The following is a 14,838-nucleotide window of genomic DNA, read 5'->3' on the forward strand; positions in this document are numbered from 1 at the left end:
GCCCCGTGGGCGGTAGACTGGCTACCCGTTCCCGCCGTACAGCCCGATGACCGCGCTCAGATACCTCCAGGCCTACCCGATGCACCTGCAGCAGCAGGTGATGCAGATGATCGCCGACGGCCGTCTCGGTGATTACCTGGACACGCGCTATCCGGCGCGCCACCAGATCCAGAGCGACAAGGCCCTGTATGCCTACACCCTGGGGCTCAAGCAGGAGCACCTGCGTAACGCGCCGAACATCGACAAGGTGCTCTACGACAACCGCCTCGACCTGACCCACCGCGCTCTTGGCCTGCACACGGCGGTATCGCGGGTGCAGGGCGGCAAGCTCAAGGCGAAGAAGGAGATCCGTGTGGCCGCGCTGTTCAAGGAGGCGGCGCCGGAATTCCTGCAGATGATCGTGGTGCACGAGCTGGCGCACCTGAAGGAAGTCGACCACAACAAGGCCTTCTACAAGCTCTGCGAATACATGCTGCCGGGCTACCACCAGCTGGAATTCGACCTGCGCGTGTACCTGACCTGGCGCGAATTGGTTGCACCGAACTGAGTGCGTGATCAATCTGCAAGCCGAGTCGTACAAGAACTGAACAGCAGGGTGCAGCCCACGGCTGACCGGGCCTGGACGGGATCATGCGCAGGTTATCCACAGAGTCATCCCCGCCGGCTGTGCATAAGCTATCCGACCAGCGTCAGCGCCAGGATGATGGCCAAGCGCTATGGTTAAGCTATGCCATCGGCAATGGAGCCCCCTTCCCGCGCAAGGCCGCGTCTTCTCGCGGAGTACAGCCCATGAGTAGTTCAACGCTCAGCATCGAACAGCTGAGCAGCTTCAGTCCGATGGACTTCCTCACCCCGCATTACCGCCAGCAGCTGCATGCCAGCCTGACATACCTGCAGCGCCCGGCCGGTACCCTGCTATTGCAGAAGGGTGAGCGCTCGCTGGCGCAGTACTACCTGCTCAGCGGCAAGGTGGCGGTGGATGCCGGTCCGGCCAAGCAGACCTTCGAAGGCGGTTCGCCGCAGGCGCACATGCCGCTCAACGGGGCTCAGCCCAATCCGGCCACGGTCAAGGCACTGACCGATGTCAGCCTGTTCGCCGTCGAGCACCAGTTGCTCGAGCGCCTGCTTGGCTGGAGCCAGGAAGCCGCCTATCAGGTCGACAGCCTGGGCGGTGGCATGCAGGTGGATGAGGATGACGGCGAGGACTGGCTGGCGCGTTTGCTCGGTACTCCACTGTTCGGCCGCCTGGCGCCCTCGCACCTGCATGCCCTGCTGGCGCGTTTCGAGTATGTCGAGGCCAAGGCCGGTGACAACGTGGTCAGCTACGGTGAGCCGGGCGAGCACTTCTACGTGATCAAGCGCGGGCGCGCGCGTATCAGCCTGCCACCGGCTTACCGCGAACAGCCGGCGCTGAGCCTGGAGAGCGGTGACTTCTTCGGCGAGGAGGCGCTGGTCAGTGGCTCGGTGCGTTCGGCCAGCGTGACCATGCTCGAAGATGGCGAGCTGGCGCGCTTGCACCGTGACGACTTCGTCGAGCTGGTGCGACCGACCCTGATCCCGCGGATCAGCGGCAAGGAGCTGGAAAAGATCGGCCAACAGGCCGGGCGCAAGTACCTGCTGCTCGATGTGCGCCTGGCTGTCGAGTACCGCCTGGGCCATCTGCCGGAGAGCTTCAACCTGCCGGTGGCCAACCTGCGCACCCACGCCGACAGCCTCGATCGTGGCACCTGCTATGTGGTCACCCCGGAAGGCGGCATCCGCAGCGAACTGGCCGTGCACCTGCTCAACCAGCTCGGCTTCGACGCCTACCTGCTGGGCGAGGCTTCATCGGCTGCGGCCTGAGCCTGGCGCTGCAGGCGGGATGGGCGTGGTCTCGCCAGCCGGTCTTCACGGCCTGCGCGCGGCTGCGCGTCAGACGGCCTGCAGGATCTGCCAACGCTGCGGGCCGCTGCTTACCTCGTCCCCCACGCCGAGCCCCAGCAGTTGCTGCCCGAGCGGTGCGCGCGGGGTGATCAGCATGACCTCGCCCCATGCGCTCGGTAGTTTCAGGCCGGCGCCATCCGGGCCGAGCAGCAGGCACTGGCGCCGCCCGTCGGCCGTCTGCAGCAACACCAGGGCGCCGAGCTGAATGCCCTGTTCCTCGTCGAAGTCGCGCATCTGCAGGGTTCGCCAGGCGTGCAGTGCCTGGCGAATCTCCTCCACCCGCCGCGCCTGCCCGGCAGCCAGGTAGGAGGCCTCCAGGCCGAGGGTGTCGTACTTGTTCTCGGCGATATTTTCTTCGTGGGTGGCTGCTTCGTGGGCGGTTTGCGCTGCGCGCACGGCCATGGCCAGATCGGCCTCCAGGTGCTCGCACACCTGTTGTTGCAGAAGGGTCTTGTCCATGGTCGTGGCGGGCAGTGAACGGGCGTGCAGGGTAGCAGGCCACCCTGGCCGGGGTCTTGTGTCCATGCGCTGGTCTAGACTCAGGCAGATTCCGCAAGGTGATCTCCCATGCGCACTCTTCGCTGCTGCCTGCTGTGCCTGATGTTCTGCTACGCCGGCCTGGGGTTGGCGGCCGAGCCCCTGCAGCTGTACACCGAGGAGTACCCGCCGCTGAATTTCAGCCAGGCGGGCAAGCCTGCCGGGCTCGGTGTTGAGGTGGTGGAGGAAATCCTCCGGCGCACCGGGCAACAGGCGCGTATCAGCGTGGTGCCCTGGGCGCGTGGCTACCAGGCGGCGCAAACCGAGCCGAATACCGGGCTGTTCGTCGCCATGCGTACCGAGGAGCGCGAGCAGCTGTTCAAGTGGGTCGGCCCGCTGACCGTGGTCGCCACCAGTTTCTATGCCCTCAAGGGTTCCGGCTTGACCATCTCCAGCCTGGAAGACGCCAGCAAGGTCGGCACCATCGCCGTGCCGCGCCAGTGGTACAGCTACCAGACGCTTGAAGCCAAGGGCCTGCCCAACCTCTACGGAGTGATCGGGCCGAGGCAAATGATGACCATGCTGCGCCATCGGCGGGTGCCGGTGGTGGTGGCGGACAACGTCACCCTGGTCAGCCTGCTCGCCCTGGGCGAACTCAAGCCGGAGGATGTCGAACCCTTGCACAGTTTTCTGCATAGCTATGCCTACATCGCCTTCTCACCATCGACCGACGATGCGCTGATTGCGCAGTGGCAGGCGACACTGAATGCGATGAAGGCCGACGGCAGTTTCGCCACGATCTACCAACGCTGGCTGCCAGGGCAGGAGATGCCGGACTAGCCCTTGCAGTCGCGCAGGCGCATGAACTCGGCGCGGCTGATGCGCTGGAAATCCTGGCTCCCGTAGTCATAGTCGTCGGCCGGGCTGAAGCTAAGCGTCACGCGGTAGAAGCCAAAACGCGGGGAGATGGTCAGCGGATGATGCGCCTTGGCTGTCAGCGTCAGGCTCAGGCCCCGTGGCTGGGCGCTGTAGGCGCTGAGGCAGCGCTGGTGCAGACGAACCTCGCCACGCTGCGGCTGCGACCAGTTGGCCTGCAGATCCTGCAGCTCGGTGGCGTAGGAGTCGCGGCTCTGCACGCTGGCAATCAGGCCCATATCCGCGCGGTCGGGGGCGATGACCTGCTCATCTTCCAGGGCGTAGTCATACTGCGGGCTGCCATGCACATCGAGCACCACCACCCGATCGGGCAGGCGCACCTGGTAGTCGGTGTCGCCCAGCAGCTTGTCCCACACCGTGATGCGTTCTTCGAAGCGCCAGTTGTCCCAGTAGCTGACCGAGGGGCGGAAGCGGGCATAGTCATGGCGCAGCTCGCCCAGGTCGGCATACACCTGCGGGTAGGCATAGGCCACGGCGGTATTGGCCAGCTCGACCTGATTGACCCGGCCGAGATGGCGCCAACTGAAACCATAAAGGGCACCCAACTCCCACACCGCCACACTGACGCACAGCAGCACGCTCAGGCCATAACGGCGCAGAGCCAGCGCCCAGCCGCGGCGGGCCCCGCACCAGGGGAACAGCAACAGCCCGCGCACCAGTACGGCAAGCGCCAACAGCGCACACAGCAAGAGTCCCAACATCATCAGCATTGCCCGTCCTCCTCGGTGAAGGCCGGCAGTCTGCGGCGCCAGGATGGAGGTGCTGGGTCAGGCCTGTGGAGATTGTGTGGAGCTACGGCGCATGCCGATATGCGGGATGCCGTCGTCCAGATAGACCTCGCCGACCGGGGCGAAGCCATAGCGGCCGTAGTAGCCCTGCAGGTGCGCCTGGGCCGATAGATAAATTGGCCGGCCCGGCCAGTGCTCGGCGCAGGCCAGCAGTGCGCGCTCCATCAGTGCATGACCGAGGCCCGTGCCGCGCGCCTCAGGCGCGACCGCCACGCGGCCGATCACCACATCACCGCCCTGCGTCGCTGGGTCGAGCAGGCGCAGATAGGCCACCAGCACATCGCCCTGCCAGGCCAGCAGGTGGCAGGTAGCACCGAGCAGGTCCTGCCCATCCACATCCAGATAAGGGCAGTTCTGCTCAACCACGAACACCTGCGCGCGCAAGGCGAGCAGGGCGTAAAGCTCGTGGGTGGAGAGGTCGGCGTGATGGCGGACAAACCAGGTGATGGGCATGAGGGTGGCTCTGTGGTGCAAGGTTGCAACGGGGTGAAGGTGCGTAGCGAACGACTTTAACCGGTTGCTGGGCAGTTCATAACTTCCGCGAAAGCCAGATAGCCATGGATGTACACGAAGAGACCACGGCCCAAATAAGCCAATTGGCTCTAACTGGCTCACCACCATTGTCCAGCGCGTGCTCAAGGTGGGATTTCTCGTCTGCCTCAATCGCCTTGACGGCCAGCCAGGCCGCCTGGTCATGCTGCTCTAGAAAGTGAAGCTGCTCTTGCAGGTGCTTGTAGACGGTGCTTTCGACGGCGGCCGTGCATGACCAGATGGCTTTCGGCCCGAGCAGGGCTGTGATCAGGCCCAGGGTTGCACCGCCCAGGTTCCACAGGGGGAGGGCATAACAGGTGCGCGCATGCCTTTTTCGCAGTTCTGACTCGAATGTCCGGTAGTGCGATTTCTCATGCGCCAACATTTCTTCAAGGGCAGGAACACAGCTTGGCCACAGGCGCCTGGAAACAGCGATTTGAGTTGTATAGATACTGATAGCGCCACGCTCTCCGGCATGGTCGACGCGCAGGATGCGTTCGACTTCTTTTTGCGTAGCCACTGAAACTCCTATAAGGGATTAGCGTTTTGCTTAAGGGGCCGCGGGATGTGGTCCGGAACGATCGAGGCGGGTGACTTAAACCCGTTGTTAGAGGCGGGCAGATGCTTCCCATTGAGGCGTGTCCCGACTGCGGAGCTAATGAATGAGCTGTACATAGCTAATCACGAGAGCTACTGGGATGACATACGCGCCACTGACTAGTGCGGCCCAGAACGCTGGACGGGGCCGGCTCCGAGACAATGCGAGCAACAACCCGGAGAGCGCCAAAGCGGCAAGTGCGAGCTACCACTCACTTTTTTGATGTTTGTGATAACTCGACAGGTTAGCCATGCGTGGTCTGCTGCAACATGCTGGCTCGGATGGTTTGCGTGTAGTCATCGGTGGCGCCGTTCTTGTCTGCCAAATCAAGAATTTCCAGTGCGCCCTCGGTGTCGCCCGCATGTAGCCGCGCCTTGGCCTCATCGTTGTAGAACACCGCACTACGGCTGCGGGCGTTGATCTGCGCCATGCGCAGGGAAGCGGCTTGGGCGGGATTGCTTATCTGCAGCGCGGTGGCGCGAATAGCTAGCGTGTAGTCACTGGCGACGCCGTACTTGTCAGCCAAATCAAGGATTTCCATTGCGCCCTTGGTGTTGCCCGCATCTAGCCGCGCCTTGGCCTCATCATTGTAGAACGCTGCATTGCGACTGCGGACGTTGATCTGTGCCATGCGCAGGGAAGCGGCCTGAGCGGGATTGCTTATCTGTAATGCCTTGGCGCGAATAGCTAACGTGTAGTCATTGGCGACGCCGTACTTGTCAGCCAAAGCAAGTATTTCCAATGCGCCCTCGGTGTCGCCTGCATCTAGCCGCGCCTTGGCCTCATCGACGTAGAACACAGTATCGCGGCTGCGGGTATTGATCTGCGTCATGCGCAGGGAAGCGGCCTGGGCGGAGTCGCCCACTCTCTGAAGACAATCCGATTGGATTGCGCGTACGAAACCATTTATGGCTTGCGGGCAATTTTGCTCGAGCGCGGTCAGTCGCTGGAGAAAATCCCGCGCTCCAGCCTCGCCTTGCGCTAGCAGGGTGCGCCCGAGGTTCGCCCAGTATTGCGGGAAATCGCGGCGCAGCGCACAGGCTGCTTCAAAACACCTGAGCGCTTTGGCGCTTGAATTTCCTTCTTTTTTTGCCCAGCACTCGCCCAGAAAGCGTTGCACTGTGTGATTCTCTGGATCAAGCACGGCCCGGTATTCGAGCACTTTAAGGAGCTGGTCATTGGGCGCCTTGGCTCTATGCAGATGATCCCCCAGCGTTTTCATTCGCTGCTTCGCCCACTCCAGATTTCCGGTGATCAGTTCTACCGCAATCCTGTGTATGCGGTCAGCATCGCCCGCCGAGATTAGATGATGGAACGCCTCCAGTGCGCGCTCGATATTAAGGTTTGTGGCTTTTTGGCTGGAACCAAGTTGTTGCAGCCAACACGTGGCGATCATGGCGTGCAGATGGTGTGCGTGTTGCTGTACGTCTTCACTGGTCGCCTCGGCAAATTCGGCTGCACTGTCTTCGCTGTGACCGACATAGCCGAGCTGGTGGGTGCGCAGCCAGGCGGCGATAAAGCTGTGCAGGTAGAACTTTGAATGATCGGCGCTCGCGGAAAGCAGACAGCGGCGATCCAGGCCATCCCATGCACCGAAAACTTCCAGGTTCTTCTCCAGTTGTTCCAGATGATCATGCGGGATCGCCGACCGATATAAAGCCAGAGTCTGGATCAGCTGCCGTTCCGTAGCACACAGAACATTGCGATAGAGGTCGTCTATCAATACATCTTCGACCTTTTTCTCAAAGTCTCCGATATGGCGTTCAAGTACATTGAGAGGCGTTTCGTTGCGTCCGCGTGCAACTTCGATTAAGAGCTGGATGGCAAGCGGGTGAGCCTGATTGCCATGACCACCGCCCAGCCAGCCGTAAATGCGCTTCAGCTGACCACCGCTGTAGCGCCATTCAGCTGTTTGATCTTGCGGTGCAGCTTCAGCTAAGCATGCGCGCAGACTATCCTTGTCAAGACCGGGTATTTCGATCGGGGCAGCAAGGCTACCAAACAATCCTTTTGGTGGGCGTTCGCGCAGTTCGAGAACCCAATGCCATCGTGTTCCCAAGGCGGTTTGCAAGCCGGTCAGCAGATGGTAAATGTCGCTGCGAAATCCATCTGCGCCGAGCAAATGATGTGCTTGGTCAAGCCAAATCCAAGCCGGGCGCGGGTTCGGATAGCGGCGCTGGATTTCCGTAGTGATCGCCTCCGTATTGCCTTGTGGCGCCTTGGGCAGTTCGGTGGTATCGCCCAGTAACCTGGCAACCTGGCGAAACAAATAATCCGGGGTGATTGCCGGGTCGAGCACGATGCGGATCAGCTCGGTCCCTTGCAATGGCGCATTCTCTCCAAGCGCTTTGATGAATTCGGTCTTGCCGTTGCCGCGCATTCCATAAATCAGCACGAATGGGTAGTTATGTAATTGCTTTGCTGCTTCCTGCAGCAGCTTTTCACGCCCGTACAGTTTGATTGTGCGCGGGGCAGCCTGCGGTAAGGTTGTCCGCGTGACGAGGGCCGGACTGGGGGCAGCAACCGGGGGGGCTTTCAGCGTGCGTAGTGCAAGAGCTTCTGCTGCGGTGCCCTCATCTGCTTCCAAATGGCAGTTTTGGTTGTCGGAAACAAACCGCCAGCCGCTGGGCTTGTTGGTGGCGACACGCGGCCAGACTCTGAGGTTGGCCCCCCCCCCTGTGCAAACTCAATCTTGCCAACGGCGTATCCGTGGCTGCGCATCAGCGTTGGCGGGTCACCGAACTTTTCCATACCGAAAACAGAGCTGCCTTGGCACAAGCGGCTGGCGTGGGGGCTTCCGCCGTTGCGGATGTACTGGAGAGAGTGTTCATGCATGTGCCCAAACAGATGAAGAGCGAAGCGCCCGGCGGGTGAAATTTCACTATCACCATGTGTTCGGGCGGCAGGCGTCAGCCAGTCCGGGCCCTGATGGGTCAGTAACAAGCATAGCGAATGGCGCTTCAGCCAATCGTCCACCGCGCCACCACACACTGTGCTTAATTGCTGCACATTCCAGATCAGCTTGCCTTTAAAATTGCCGGCCTTTAGCTGCAGGAACGCGGTGTTCAGGCCGATGATGCCGATGCGGTGTGGGCCGCGTTCCAGTGTAAACGCAAAATCTCCGGGGAGTTCCCCTGCGATTAACTCCTTGGGGCGATATGGTGAGGTACTCCACCATTGCGTGTATCCGGCGAATGCATCGTCAATGACCTTGCGATAACCGTTCGCTGAATTGGCCCAGAACTTCTCTGCGATAGCGCTAAAACCGTGGTCAGCCAAGAGCGTATCCGCAGCCGGGTTGTCGGCCTTTGGATCGGGGCGACACAAGTCATGATTGCCAGGCACGGCTAATAATCTGGCATCGCCTGAGCCAAGTTCGGTGAGCTTCTCCCAAAGCCTGTCCAGAACTTCCTTCTGCAGCTCCTCGAACTCTTTCGACTTGCCTTGTTGAACCAGGTCGCCGGTAAAGAGCACGGTATCCCAGGGGCCTGTTTTTTCGTGCAGATTCGCCAGGTCGTCGAGAAATGGCTGGCGTAGGTTCGGCCAGAGATTTTTTTGCCCCTGAAGGCCGAAATGAAAGTCTGTGAGATGGAGCCATGAGAAGGAGAGAGTTGTCATAATTGTCCGCTGCTAACTCAAAAAGGTATGCTCGATAAAAATTAAAAGGCATGTAAGCAATAAGCCCAGATGGCTTGTCTTTCTAAAAACCCAATATAACCAACTTCCGCAAATAAATACCCCTTGTTTTCCCTGGTTAAACCTGCCAGGGGTGCTGGGTAAAGTCTATAGAGTGATGACTCAAAACTCTCGTAATTACACCCGGGTGGAAGCTAGGCCAAGCATGATTTATATATTTAAATGGCAGTCAGTAAAGTTTTCCTAACGGTAAATATGCGCCATAAGTTTCGTTATATTTTGCGCCGTTATTGTTGGTTACTATTCCTTGCCAGACCTTGATCGTTTTCTGTCTAGCGGCTGCCATAGTTAATGCGAAAGCCTTGGGAGAAGCCGCGACGGGATCAGCGCCCTCGGCTCCCGAGCATCGCCCCGAGCAATTCAGCCGAAGCTACTGACTCCCCCCTGACCTGTCCACCGCGTAACGCTGTGCCTTTGTCTCACCACCCGCCGAGCGCCACCTACACTGCAACGGAAGTGCGCGGAGGTGTGTGTTGGTCAATGAGACGTCCGATTATTCGATCTACCGCCGGGTGGTGTCGCAGTTGATGCAGGGTCAGGAGCAGTTGCCCAGCCTGCCGACCATTACCCTGGATATTCGCCGGGCCCTGAGTGACGAGCGGATGACGGTGCCGGCGCTGGTGCGCCTGGTCAGCCGTGATCCGGCGTTGAGTGCGATTCTGATGAAGCATGCTTCCTGTGCGCTGTACCGGCATGCGCTGGTGCCCAAGACGCTGCATGAGGTGATCACCCTGCTCGGCATGGCCGAGGTGGATCGCATCACCATGGTGCACAGCATTCGCAGCCTGTTCACCCTGCACAGCGCGGCGCACAAGCGGTTGTTCGTCGAGGTGTGGGAGCGCCTGGTGCTCAAGGCCAGCACCAGTGCCATGCTCGCCCGCCTGCTCGGCCATGTGGCGCCGGAGCATGCCTTGCTGGCCAGCCTGCTCAGCGAGGTGGGCACCCTGGCAGTGTTGTCGGCGTTCAAGGATGAGGCGCAGATTCCTTCCGGCGAGCTGTATTACAAACTGTGCCGCGAGTACAGCAAGTCGCTCGGGGTGATCGTGCTGAAGAAGTGGGCGGTGGACGACGAGTACATCGGGGTGATCCGCAACGCCGGCAACTGGAGTCTGTGTGAAAGCCGCGAGCTGGGGCTGATCGATCTGGTCAACCTGGCGCTGTTCCATGCGATCAAGGAGCAGAACCCGCAAGCCGAGCTGCCGCTGCTGGTGGAGCTGGCGGCTTACCACAAGCTGTTGCCGCCGCTGAATTTCGTCAGTGCCAATGGCGAACTGGAGCTGGTGCTCAATCACCAGGCGGATATCCATGCGATTGCTGCCACGCTGCGCTGAGTGGCCGGATTGGCAGCCCTGGCCGTGATCGCTGGCACGCTAGGCCACGGTTTGGCGTGCGCTGAGCTGCTATGGTCGAGCCTTCGCCGCCTACCGTGAGACCGCGCATGCCCGCACCCTGTGTCGTTATTCCCCTGCCGTGCCGTGACTACGACCCCAGTGAAGCCGCCCTGAGCTGGCGCCTGCTGCGCCAGGCCGGCTACCGCGTGTGTTTCGCCACCCCGGACGGCCTGCCGGCACAGCCGGACCCGCTGATGCTGAGCGGTGAAGGGCTCGATCCCTGGGGCCGGATTGCCGGCCTGCGCCGCTTCAAGCTGCTTGGCCTGCTGCTGCGCGCCCGTGGCGATGCGCGCGAGGCCTGCGCGCAGATGTTGGCCGATCCTGATTATCGTCAGCCGCTGCGCCACGAGCGTCTGCGCGTCGAGGACTTCGCCGGGGTGGTGGTGCCGGGTGGGCACTGGGCGCGCGGCATGCGCGAGTACCTGGAAAGTCCGGCGCTGCAGGCCTTTATCGCCGCCTGGATGGCCGCCGACAAGCCGTTGGCCGCGGTCTGCCATGGCGTATTGCTGGTGGCGCGCAGCCGCGCGGCGGATGGTCGATCGGTGCTGCACGGGCGCAAGACCACCGGGCTGACCTGGCAGATGGAGAAGACCGCCTGGGACCTGACGCGCTTCTACGGGCGTTGGTGGGATCGCGATTACTACCGCACCTATCGGGAGGCGCCGGGTGAGGCGGCCGGGCATATGAGCGTGCAGGGCGAGGTCGGGCGCCTGCTGGCCAGCCCGGCGGATTTTCTCGATGTGCCCAAGGATGCCGCCGACTACTGGCGCAAGACCAGCGGCCTGCACCGCGACAGCGCCAGCGACAGTCGCCCGGCCTGGGTGGTGCGGGACGGTAACTACGTGTCGGCGCGTTGGCCGGGCGATGTGCACAGCTGGACGCGGAGCTTTATCGAGTTGCTGCCGCAGAGTACGGGGGCGCCACCCTCTCCCCCGGCCCCTCTCCCGTAAACGGGCGAGGGGTGACTAATCTTTCGCTCCGGGGACTAACGGCGCCGTAGCGCGGCTTGTAGACCCCATTCCTACACCGGGGAGAGGGGGATTTTCGCGATTACGGGGGGACGCTTGGCCGCGTCCCCGCGCCCTTCAGGCCGGCATGACCTCATGCAACTGCACGCGGTTGCGGCCGCTGGCTTTGGCGGCATACATGGCGGCGTCGGCGCGGCGGATCAGCAGGGTGCCGCTTTCCTCGCCGCGACTGAGGGCGATGCCGATACTGGCGCCGACCTGCACGGTCAGCTGATCCAGTTCGATGGGCAGGCTGATCTGCTCGAGAATCCGTTGCGCCACCTGCTCCGCGTGCTGGGGCGAGCTGATGGTCTCGCACACCAGGACGAACTCATCGCCACCCAGGCGCGCCGGCAGGTCGGTTTCGCGGGCGCAGTGCTGCAGGCGCCGGGCGATGGCGGTGAGCACCTGATCGCCGAGGGCATGGCCGTGCTGATCGTTGATCGGCTTGAAGCCGTCCAGGTCGATCAGCATCACGGCCAGCAACTCCTGGCGCCGCTGCGAGCGACGGATGGCCAGCTCCAGCTGGGTCTGCAGGGCGGTGCGGTTGGCCAGGCCGGTGAGCGGGTCTTTCATGGCCAGGCCGCGCAGGCGCTGGTTGGCCTCTTCCAGGGCCTCGGTGCGCTCGGCCACGCGCAGCTCAAGCTGCCGTTCCTGTTGCTGCTGGGCCTGCTCCTTCTGCCGCTTGAGCTCGTTGAAGCGTGCGGCGAGGGCGAAGGACAGCAGGATCATCTCCAGCGACGAACCGATCTGCATGGCGTGGATGGTGAAGAAGTTCGACGGAATCAGAGCGAAGTTGCGCAGCGCCAGCAGGGCGGCGCCGACCAGCAGCATGCTCCAGGCCAGGGCGAAGATGCCGGCGCTCGGCACACGATTCTTCAGGCAGACAAAGGCGGTGCCGAGCAGGGTCAGGCACATGGAGATCCCGGAAATCGACATGATCTGCAGGGCCAGTTGCACTGGTAGCAGCAGGGTAGCCAGGGCGCAGCAGGCTTCGACGACGAAGGCCAGGCGCAACCAGCGGTCGCCACGCGGCAGCCATTTAGGTGTATCGAGGAAGCTGCGCGCGAAGAGGATGCCGATGGCCGCTGCGCCATTGATGCCGAACGGCAGGGCGCGGTTGGTCCACCAGCCGGCCTGCGGCCAGAGGAACTGCGCGCCGAGGCCGTTGAGGCCGAGGATGCCGATGGCGAACACGCCGACGAACAGCACGTAATAGAAGAATGGGCGCTCGCGCAGGGCGAGGAACAGCAGCAGGTTGTAGCAGCCGAGGGCGAGCAGGGTGCCGCCGTAGAGCGCCTGCGCCACGTAGCCCTGGATGCTGTGCAGTTCGTGGGCCTGCCGCGAGTAGAGGCTGGCGCCGAGGGTCATGCTGCCTTCGGAGCTGGCGCGCAGGTACAGGGTGCGGCGCTCGCCGGGTTGCAGATGCAGGTCGAACACCGGGTTGCGGTTGCCGACGCTGCGCTCCGTGAAGGGCAGCATGTCGCCGGCCTGGCTGTGGCGCACGCCGTCTGCGCCGACATCGTAGAGGTCGACCCGATCCAGCGAGGGATAGCCGATTTCCAGGCGCCAGTCGCGTGCCTGGCTGGCCGCGGACTCGACCTGCAGGCGCAGCCAGATGGCGCCGTGGACATAGCCGAAGCTCAGGTCGCGGCGCCCGGCGCTGCTGTGGAAACGCTCGGGGCTGGCGAGCAGCGCCTGCAGTTGCAGCGCGCCGGTCGGATCGGTGAGGTAGTCGACCTGGCCGAGCAGGGCCGCGGGCGGGCTGGCATCGTGCAGCACCAGGGCGGCCCGCGCAGGCAACGTCAGCAGGCTCAGCAGCAGGGCGAGCAGCATCAGCAGGGGCAGCGAAGGATGGTGACGGGCGCCAGGCATCGGGATACTCGGGTGATCTGCGCCGCGTGGCGCCATCTGCCAATACTGGCAGAGTGCCAATAAGGCTGCCCAGCCTTGCTCCACGTTTTTAAGGTCTTTTGGCGGCTTGTCGGTCTGCTGTTCAGGCTGATGAGTGCGCCTTTTCCCCCTCTCCCACACGTGGGAGAGGGGCGTTTTCGCGCTCCGTGGCTGGTGCTTAGACGAACTGCGCCGCCGCATGGGCCGAGGCCCAGGCCCACTGGAAGTTGAAGCCGCCGAGGTGGCCGGTGACGTCGAGCACCTCGCCGATAAAGTACAGCCCCGGCGATTTCAGCGACTCCATGGTCTTCGACGATACCTCGCGGGTGTCCACGCCGCCGAGGGTGACTTCCGCCGTGCGGTAGCCCTCGGTGCCGGCCGGGATCAGCGTCCATTCGGCCAGGCGCGTGGCCACCGCATTCAGCTCGGCCGGGGTGTACTGCTTGAGCGGCTTGGAGGCGAACCACTGCTCGGCCAGCAGGTTGGCCATCTTCTTGGTGAACAGCTCGCCAAGCACGGTCTTCAGCTCGCTATTCGGCCGCTCGCGCTGCTGTTCGGCCAGCCACTCGGGCAGGTCGAGGTGCGGCAGCAGGTTGATCTGCACGCTGTCGCCGGGCTGCCAGTAGGAAGAAATCTGCAGGATCGCCGGGCCGCTGAGGCCGCGGTGGGTGAACAGAATGTTTTCCTTGAAGCTCTGGCCATTGCAGCTCACCAGGCAATCTTCCACCGAGGTACCGGACAGCTCGGTGCACAGCTCTTTCAGCTGTGGCTCGGTAATGGTGAACGGCACCAGGCCGGCGCGGGTCGGCAGCAGCTCGTGGCCGAACTGGCGCGCCACCTGGTAGCCGAAGCCGGTGGCGCCGAGGGTGGGGATCGACAGGCCGCCGGTGGCGATCACCAGCGATTCGCAATCGAAGCTGCCGGCGCTGGTGAGCAGGCGGTAGCCGGCATCCAGCTTATCGATCTGCTCGATCTTGGTGTCCAGGCGCAGGTCGACGCCGACGGCATCGCACTCGGCCAGCAGCAGGTTGAGGATGTCGCTGGCCTTGTTGTCGCAGAACAGCTGGCCGAGTTTCTTCTCGTGGTAGGGCACGCCGTGCTTGGCCACCAGGCCGATGAAGTCCCACTGGGTGTAGCGGGCCAGGGCCGATTTGCAGAAGTGCGGGTTGCCGGAGAGGAAGTTGCCCGGCTCGCTGTACATATTGGTGAAGTTGCAGCGCCCGCCGCCGGACATGAGGATCTTCTTGCCCGCCTTGTTGGCGTGATCGAGCAGCAGCACCTGACGCCCGCGCGCACCGGCTTGCGCCGCACACATCAGGCCGGCGGCGCCGGCGCCAATGATGATGACCGGGAAGAAGGACACGGGTGAACCTCGGATAAGTCGCAAAGGCGCGCATTCTAGCGGAAAGCGCTGGCGGGCTTGTGGGCGGTCGTCGGGCGAGCGAGGCAGGCGCGGTCGTAGCTCGGATGCAATCCGGGAATGCAGGCAGCTCCGGCCCCGGATTGCATCCGGGCTACGGCCCTCTCCCCAGCCCTCTCCCATAAATGGGAGAGGGGGCAGGAGCGGCTCCGTGCATCCGCCAGTTTGCGGCGCTGTG

At 62.8% G+C, this 14,838-nt stretch carries 13 protein-coding genes; 5 read left to right on the forward strand and 8 right to left on the reverse strand.

Annotated elements, in window-relative coordinates; translation table 11 throughout:
* Positions 1-46 precede the first annotated feature (46 nt).
* Complete coding sequence (locus tag LRS11_RS06900; RefSeq protein ID WP_260496124.1) at positions 47-547, forward strand: YgjP-like metallopeptidase domain-containing protein; 501 nt, start codon at positions 47-49, stop codon at positions 545-547.
* Between the two features lie 242 nt (positions 548-789).
* A complete protein-coding gene (locus LRS11_RS06905) occupies positions 790-1,842 on the forward strand; it encodes a cyclic nucleotide-binding domain-containing protein (protein ID WP_260496125.1) in 1,053 nt (350 codons plus the stop codon).
* A 69-nt stretch (positions 1,843-1,911) separates the two neighbouring features.
* On the opposite strand, the gene LRS11_RS06910 is transcribed toward LRS11_RS06905, so the two are convergent.
* Positions 1,912-2,382 (reverse strand): transcription elongation factor GreAB, encoded by a 471-nt coding sequence (locus LRS11_RS06910; protein ID WP_260496126.1) that lies wholly within the window; start codon positions 2,380-2,382, stop codon positions 1,912-1,914.
* A 108-nt stretch (positions 2,383-2,490) separates the two neighbouring features.
* Between LRS11_RS06910 and LRS11_RS06915 the strand changes: the two genes are divergently transcribed.
* Positions 2,491-3,240, forward strand: coding sequence for a substrate-binding periplasmic protein (locus tag LRS11_RS06915; protein WP_260496127.1), 750 nt, complete (start codon positions 2,491-2,493; stop codon positions 3,238-3,240).
* On the opposite strand, the gene LRS11_RS06920 is transcribed toward LRS11_RS06915, so the two are convergent.
* From LRS11_RS06920 to LRS11_RS06940, 5 genes are all read right to left on the reverse strand, one after another.
* Positions 3,237-4,046, reverse strand: coding sequence for a hypothetical protein (locus LRS11_RS06920; protein WP_260496128.1), 810 nt, complete (start codon positions 4,044-4,046; stop codon positions 3,237-3,239). The two genes, LRS11_RS06915 and LRS11_RS06920, sit on opposite strands and share 4 nt — an antisense overlap.
* Before the next feature lie 57 nt (positions 4,047-4,103).
* Positions 4,104-4,577, reverse strand: a complete 474-nt coding sequence (locus LRS11_RS06925) for a GNAT family N-acetyltransferase (RefSeq protein ID WP_260496129.1) — start codon at positions 4,575-4,577, stop codon at positions 4,104-4,106.
* 76 nt (positions 4,578-4,653) lie between these two features.
* Positions 4,654-5,175: a demethoxyubiquinone hydroxylase family protein gene (locus LRS11_RS06930; protein ID WP_260496130.1), complete on the reverse strand. Its 522-nt coding sequence runs from the start codon at positions 5,173-5,175 to the stop codon at positions 4,654-4,656.
* 322 nt (positions 5,176-5,497) lie between these two features.
* Positions 5,498-7,840, reverse strand: coding sequence for an AAA family ATPase (locus tag LRS11_RS06935; protein WP_260496131.1), 2,343 nt, complete (start codon positions 7,838-7,840; stop codon positions 5,498-5,500).
* Positions 7,789-8,871, reverse strand: coding sequence for a metallophosphoesterase (locus LRS11_RS06940; RefSeq protein ID WP_260496132.1), 1,083 nt, complete (start codon positions 8,869-8,871; stop codon positions 7,789-7,791). The genes LRS11_RS06935 and LRS11_RS06940 overlap by 52 nt, the downstream gene beginning before the upstream one ends.
* A 548-nt stretch (positions 8,872-9,419) precedes the next feature.
* Between LRS11_RS06940 and LRS11_RS06945 the strand changes: the two genes are divergently transcribed.
* Entirely contained in the window at positions 9,420-10,280 is an 861-nt protein-coding gene (locus LRS11_RS06945; RefSeq protein ID WP_409519786.1) for an HDOD domain-containing protein, read from the forward strand.
* 107 nt (positions 10,281-10,387) lie between these two features.
* A complete protein-coding gene (locus tag LRS11_RS06950; protein WP_260496134.1) occupies positions 10,388-11,290 on the forward strand; it encodes a type 1 glutamine amidotransferase domain-containing protein in 903 nt (300 codons plus the stop codon).
* 135 nt (positions 11,291-11,425) lie between these two features.
* On the opposite strand, the gene LRS11_RS06955 is transcribed toward LRS11_RS06950, so the two are convergent.
* Positions 11,426-13,222: a diguanylate cyclase gene (locus LRS11_RS06955; protein ID WP_260496135.1), complete on the reverse strand. Its 1,797-nt coding sequence runs from the start codon at positions 13,220-13,222 to the stop codon at positions 11,426-11,428.
* A gap of 196 nt (positions 13,223-13,418) precedes the next feature.
* Positions 13,419-14,603 carry an NAD(P)/FAD-dependent oxidoreductase gene (locus tag LRS11_RS06960; RefSeq protein ID WP_260496136.1) on the reverse strand — a complete coding sequence of 395 codons (1,185 nt, stop codon included), beginning with the start codon at positions 14,601-14,603 and terminating at the stop codon, positions 13,419-13,421.
* Between the last annotated feature and the right edge of the window lie 235 nt (positions 14,604-14,838).

This window comes from Pseudomonas sp. J452, from assembly GCF_024666525.1.
GTDB lineage: Bacteria > Pseudomonadota > Gammaproteobacteria > Pseudomonadales > Pseudomonadaceae > Aquipseudomonas.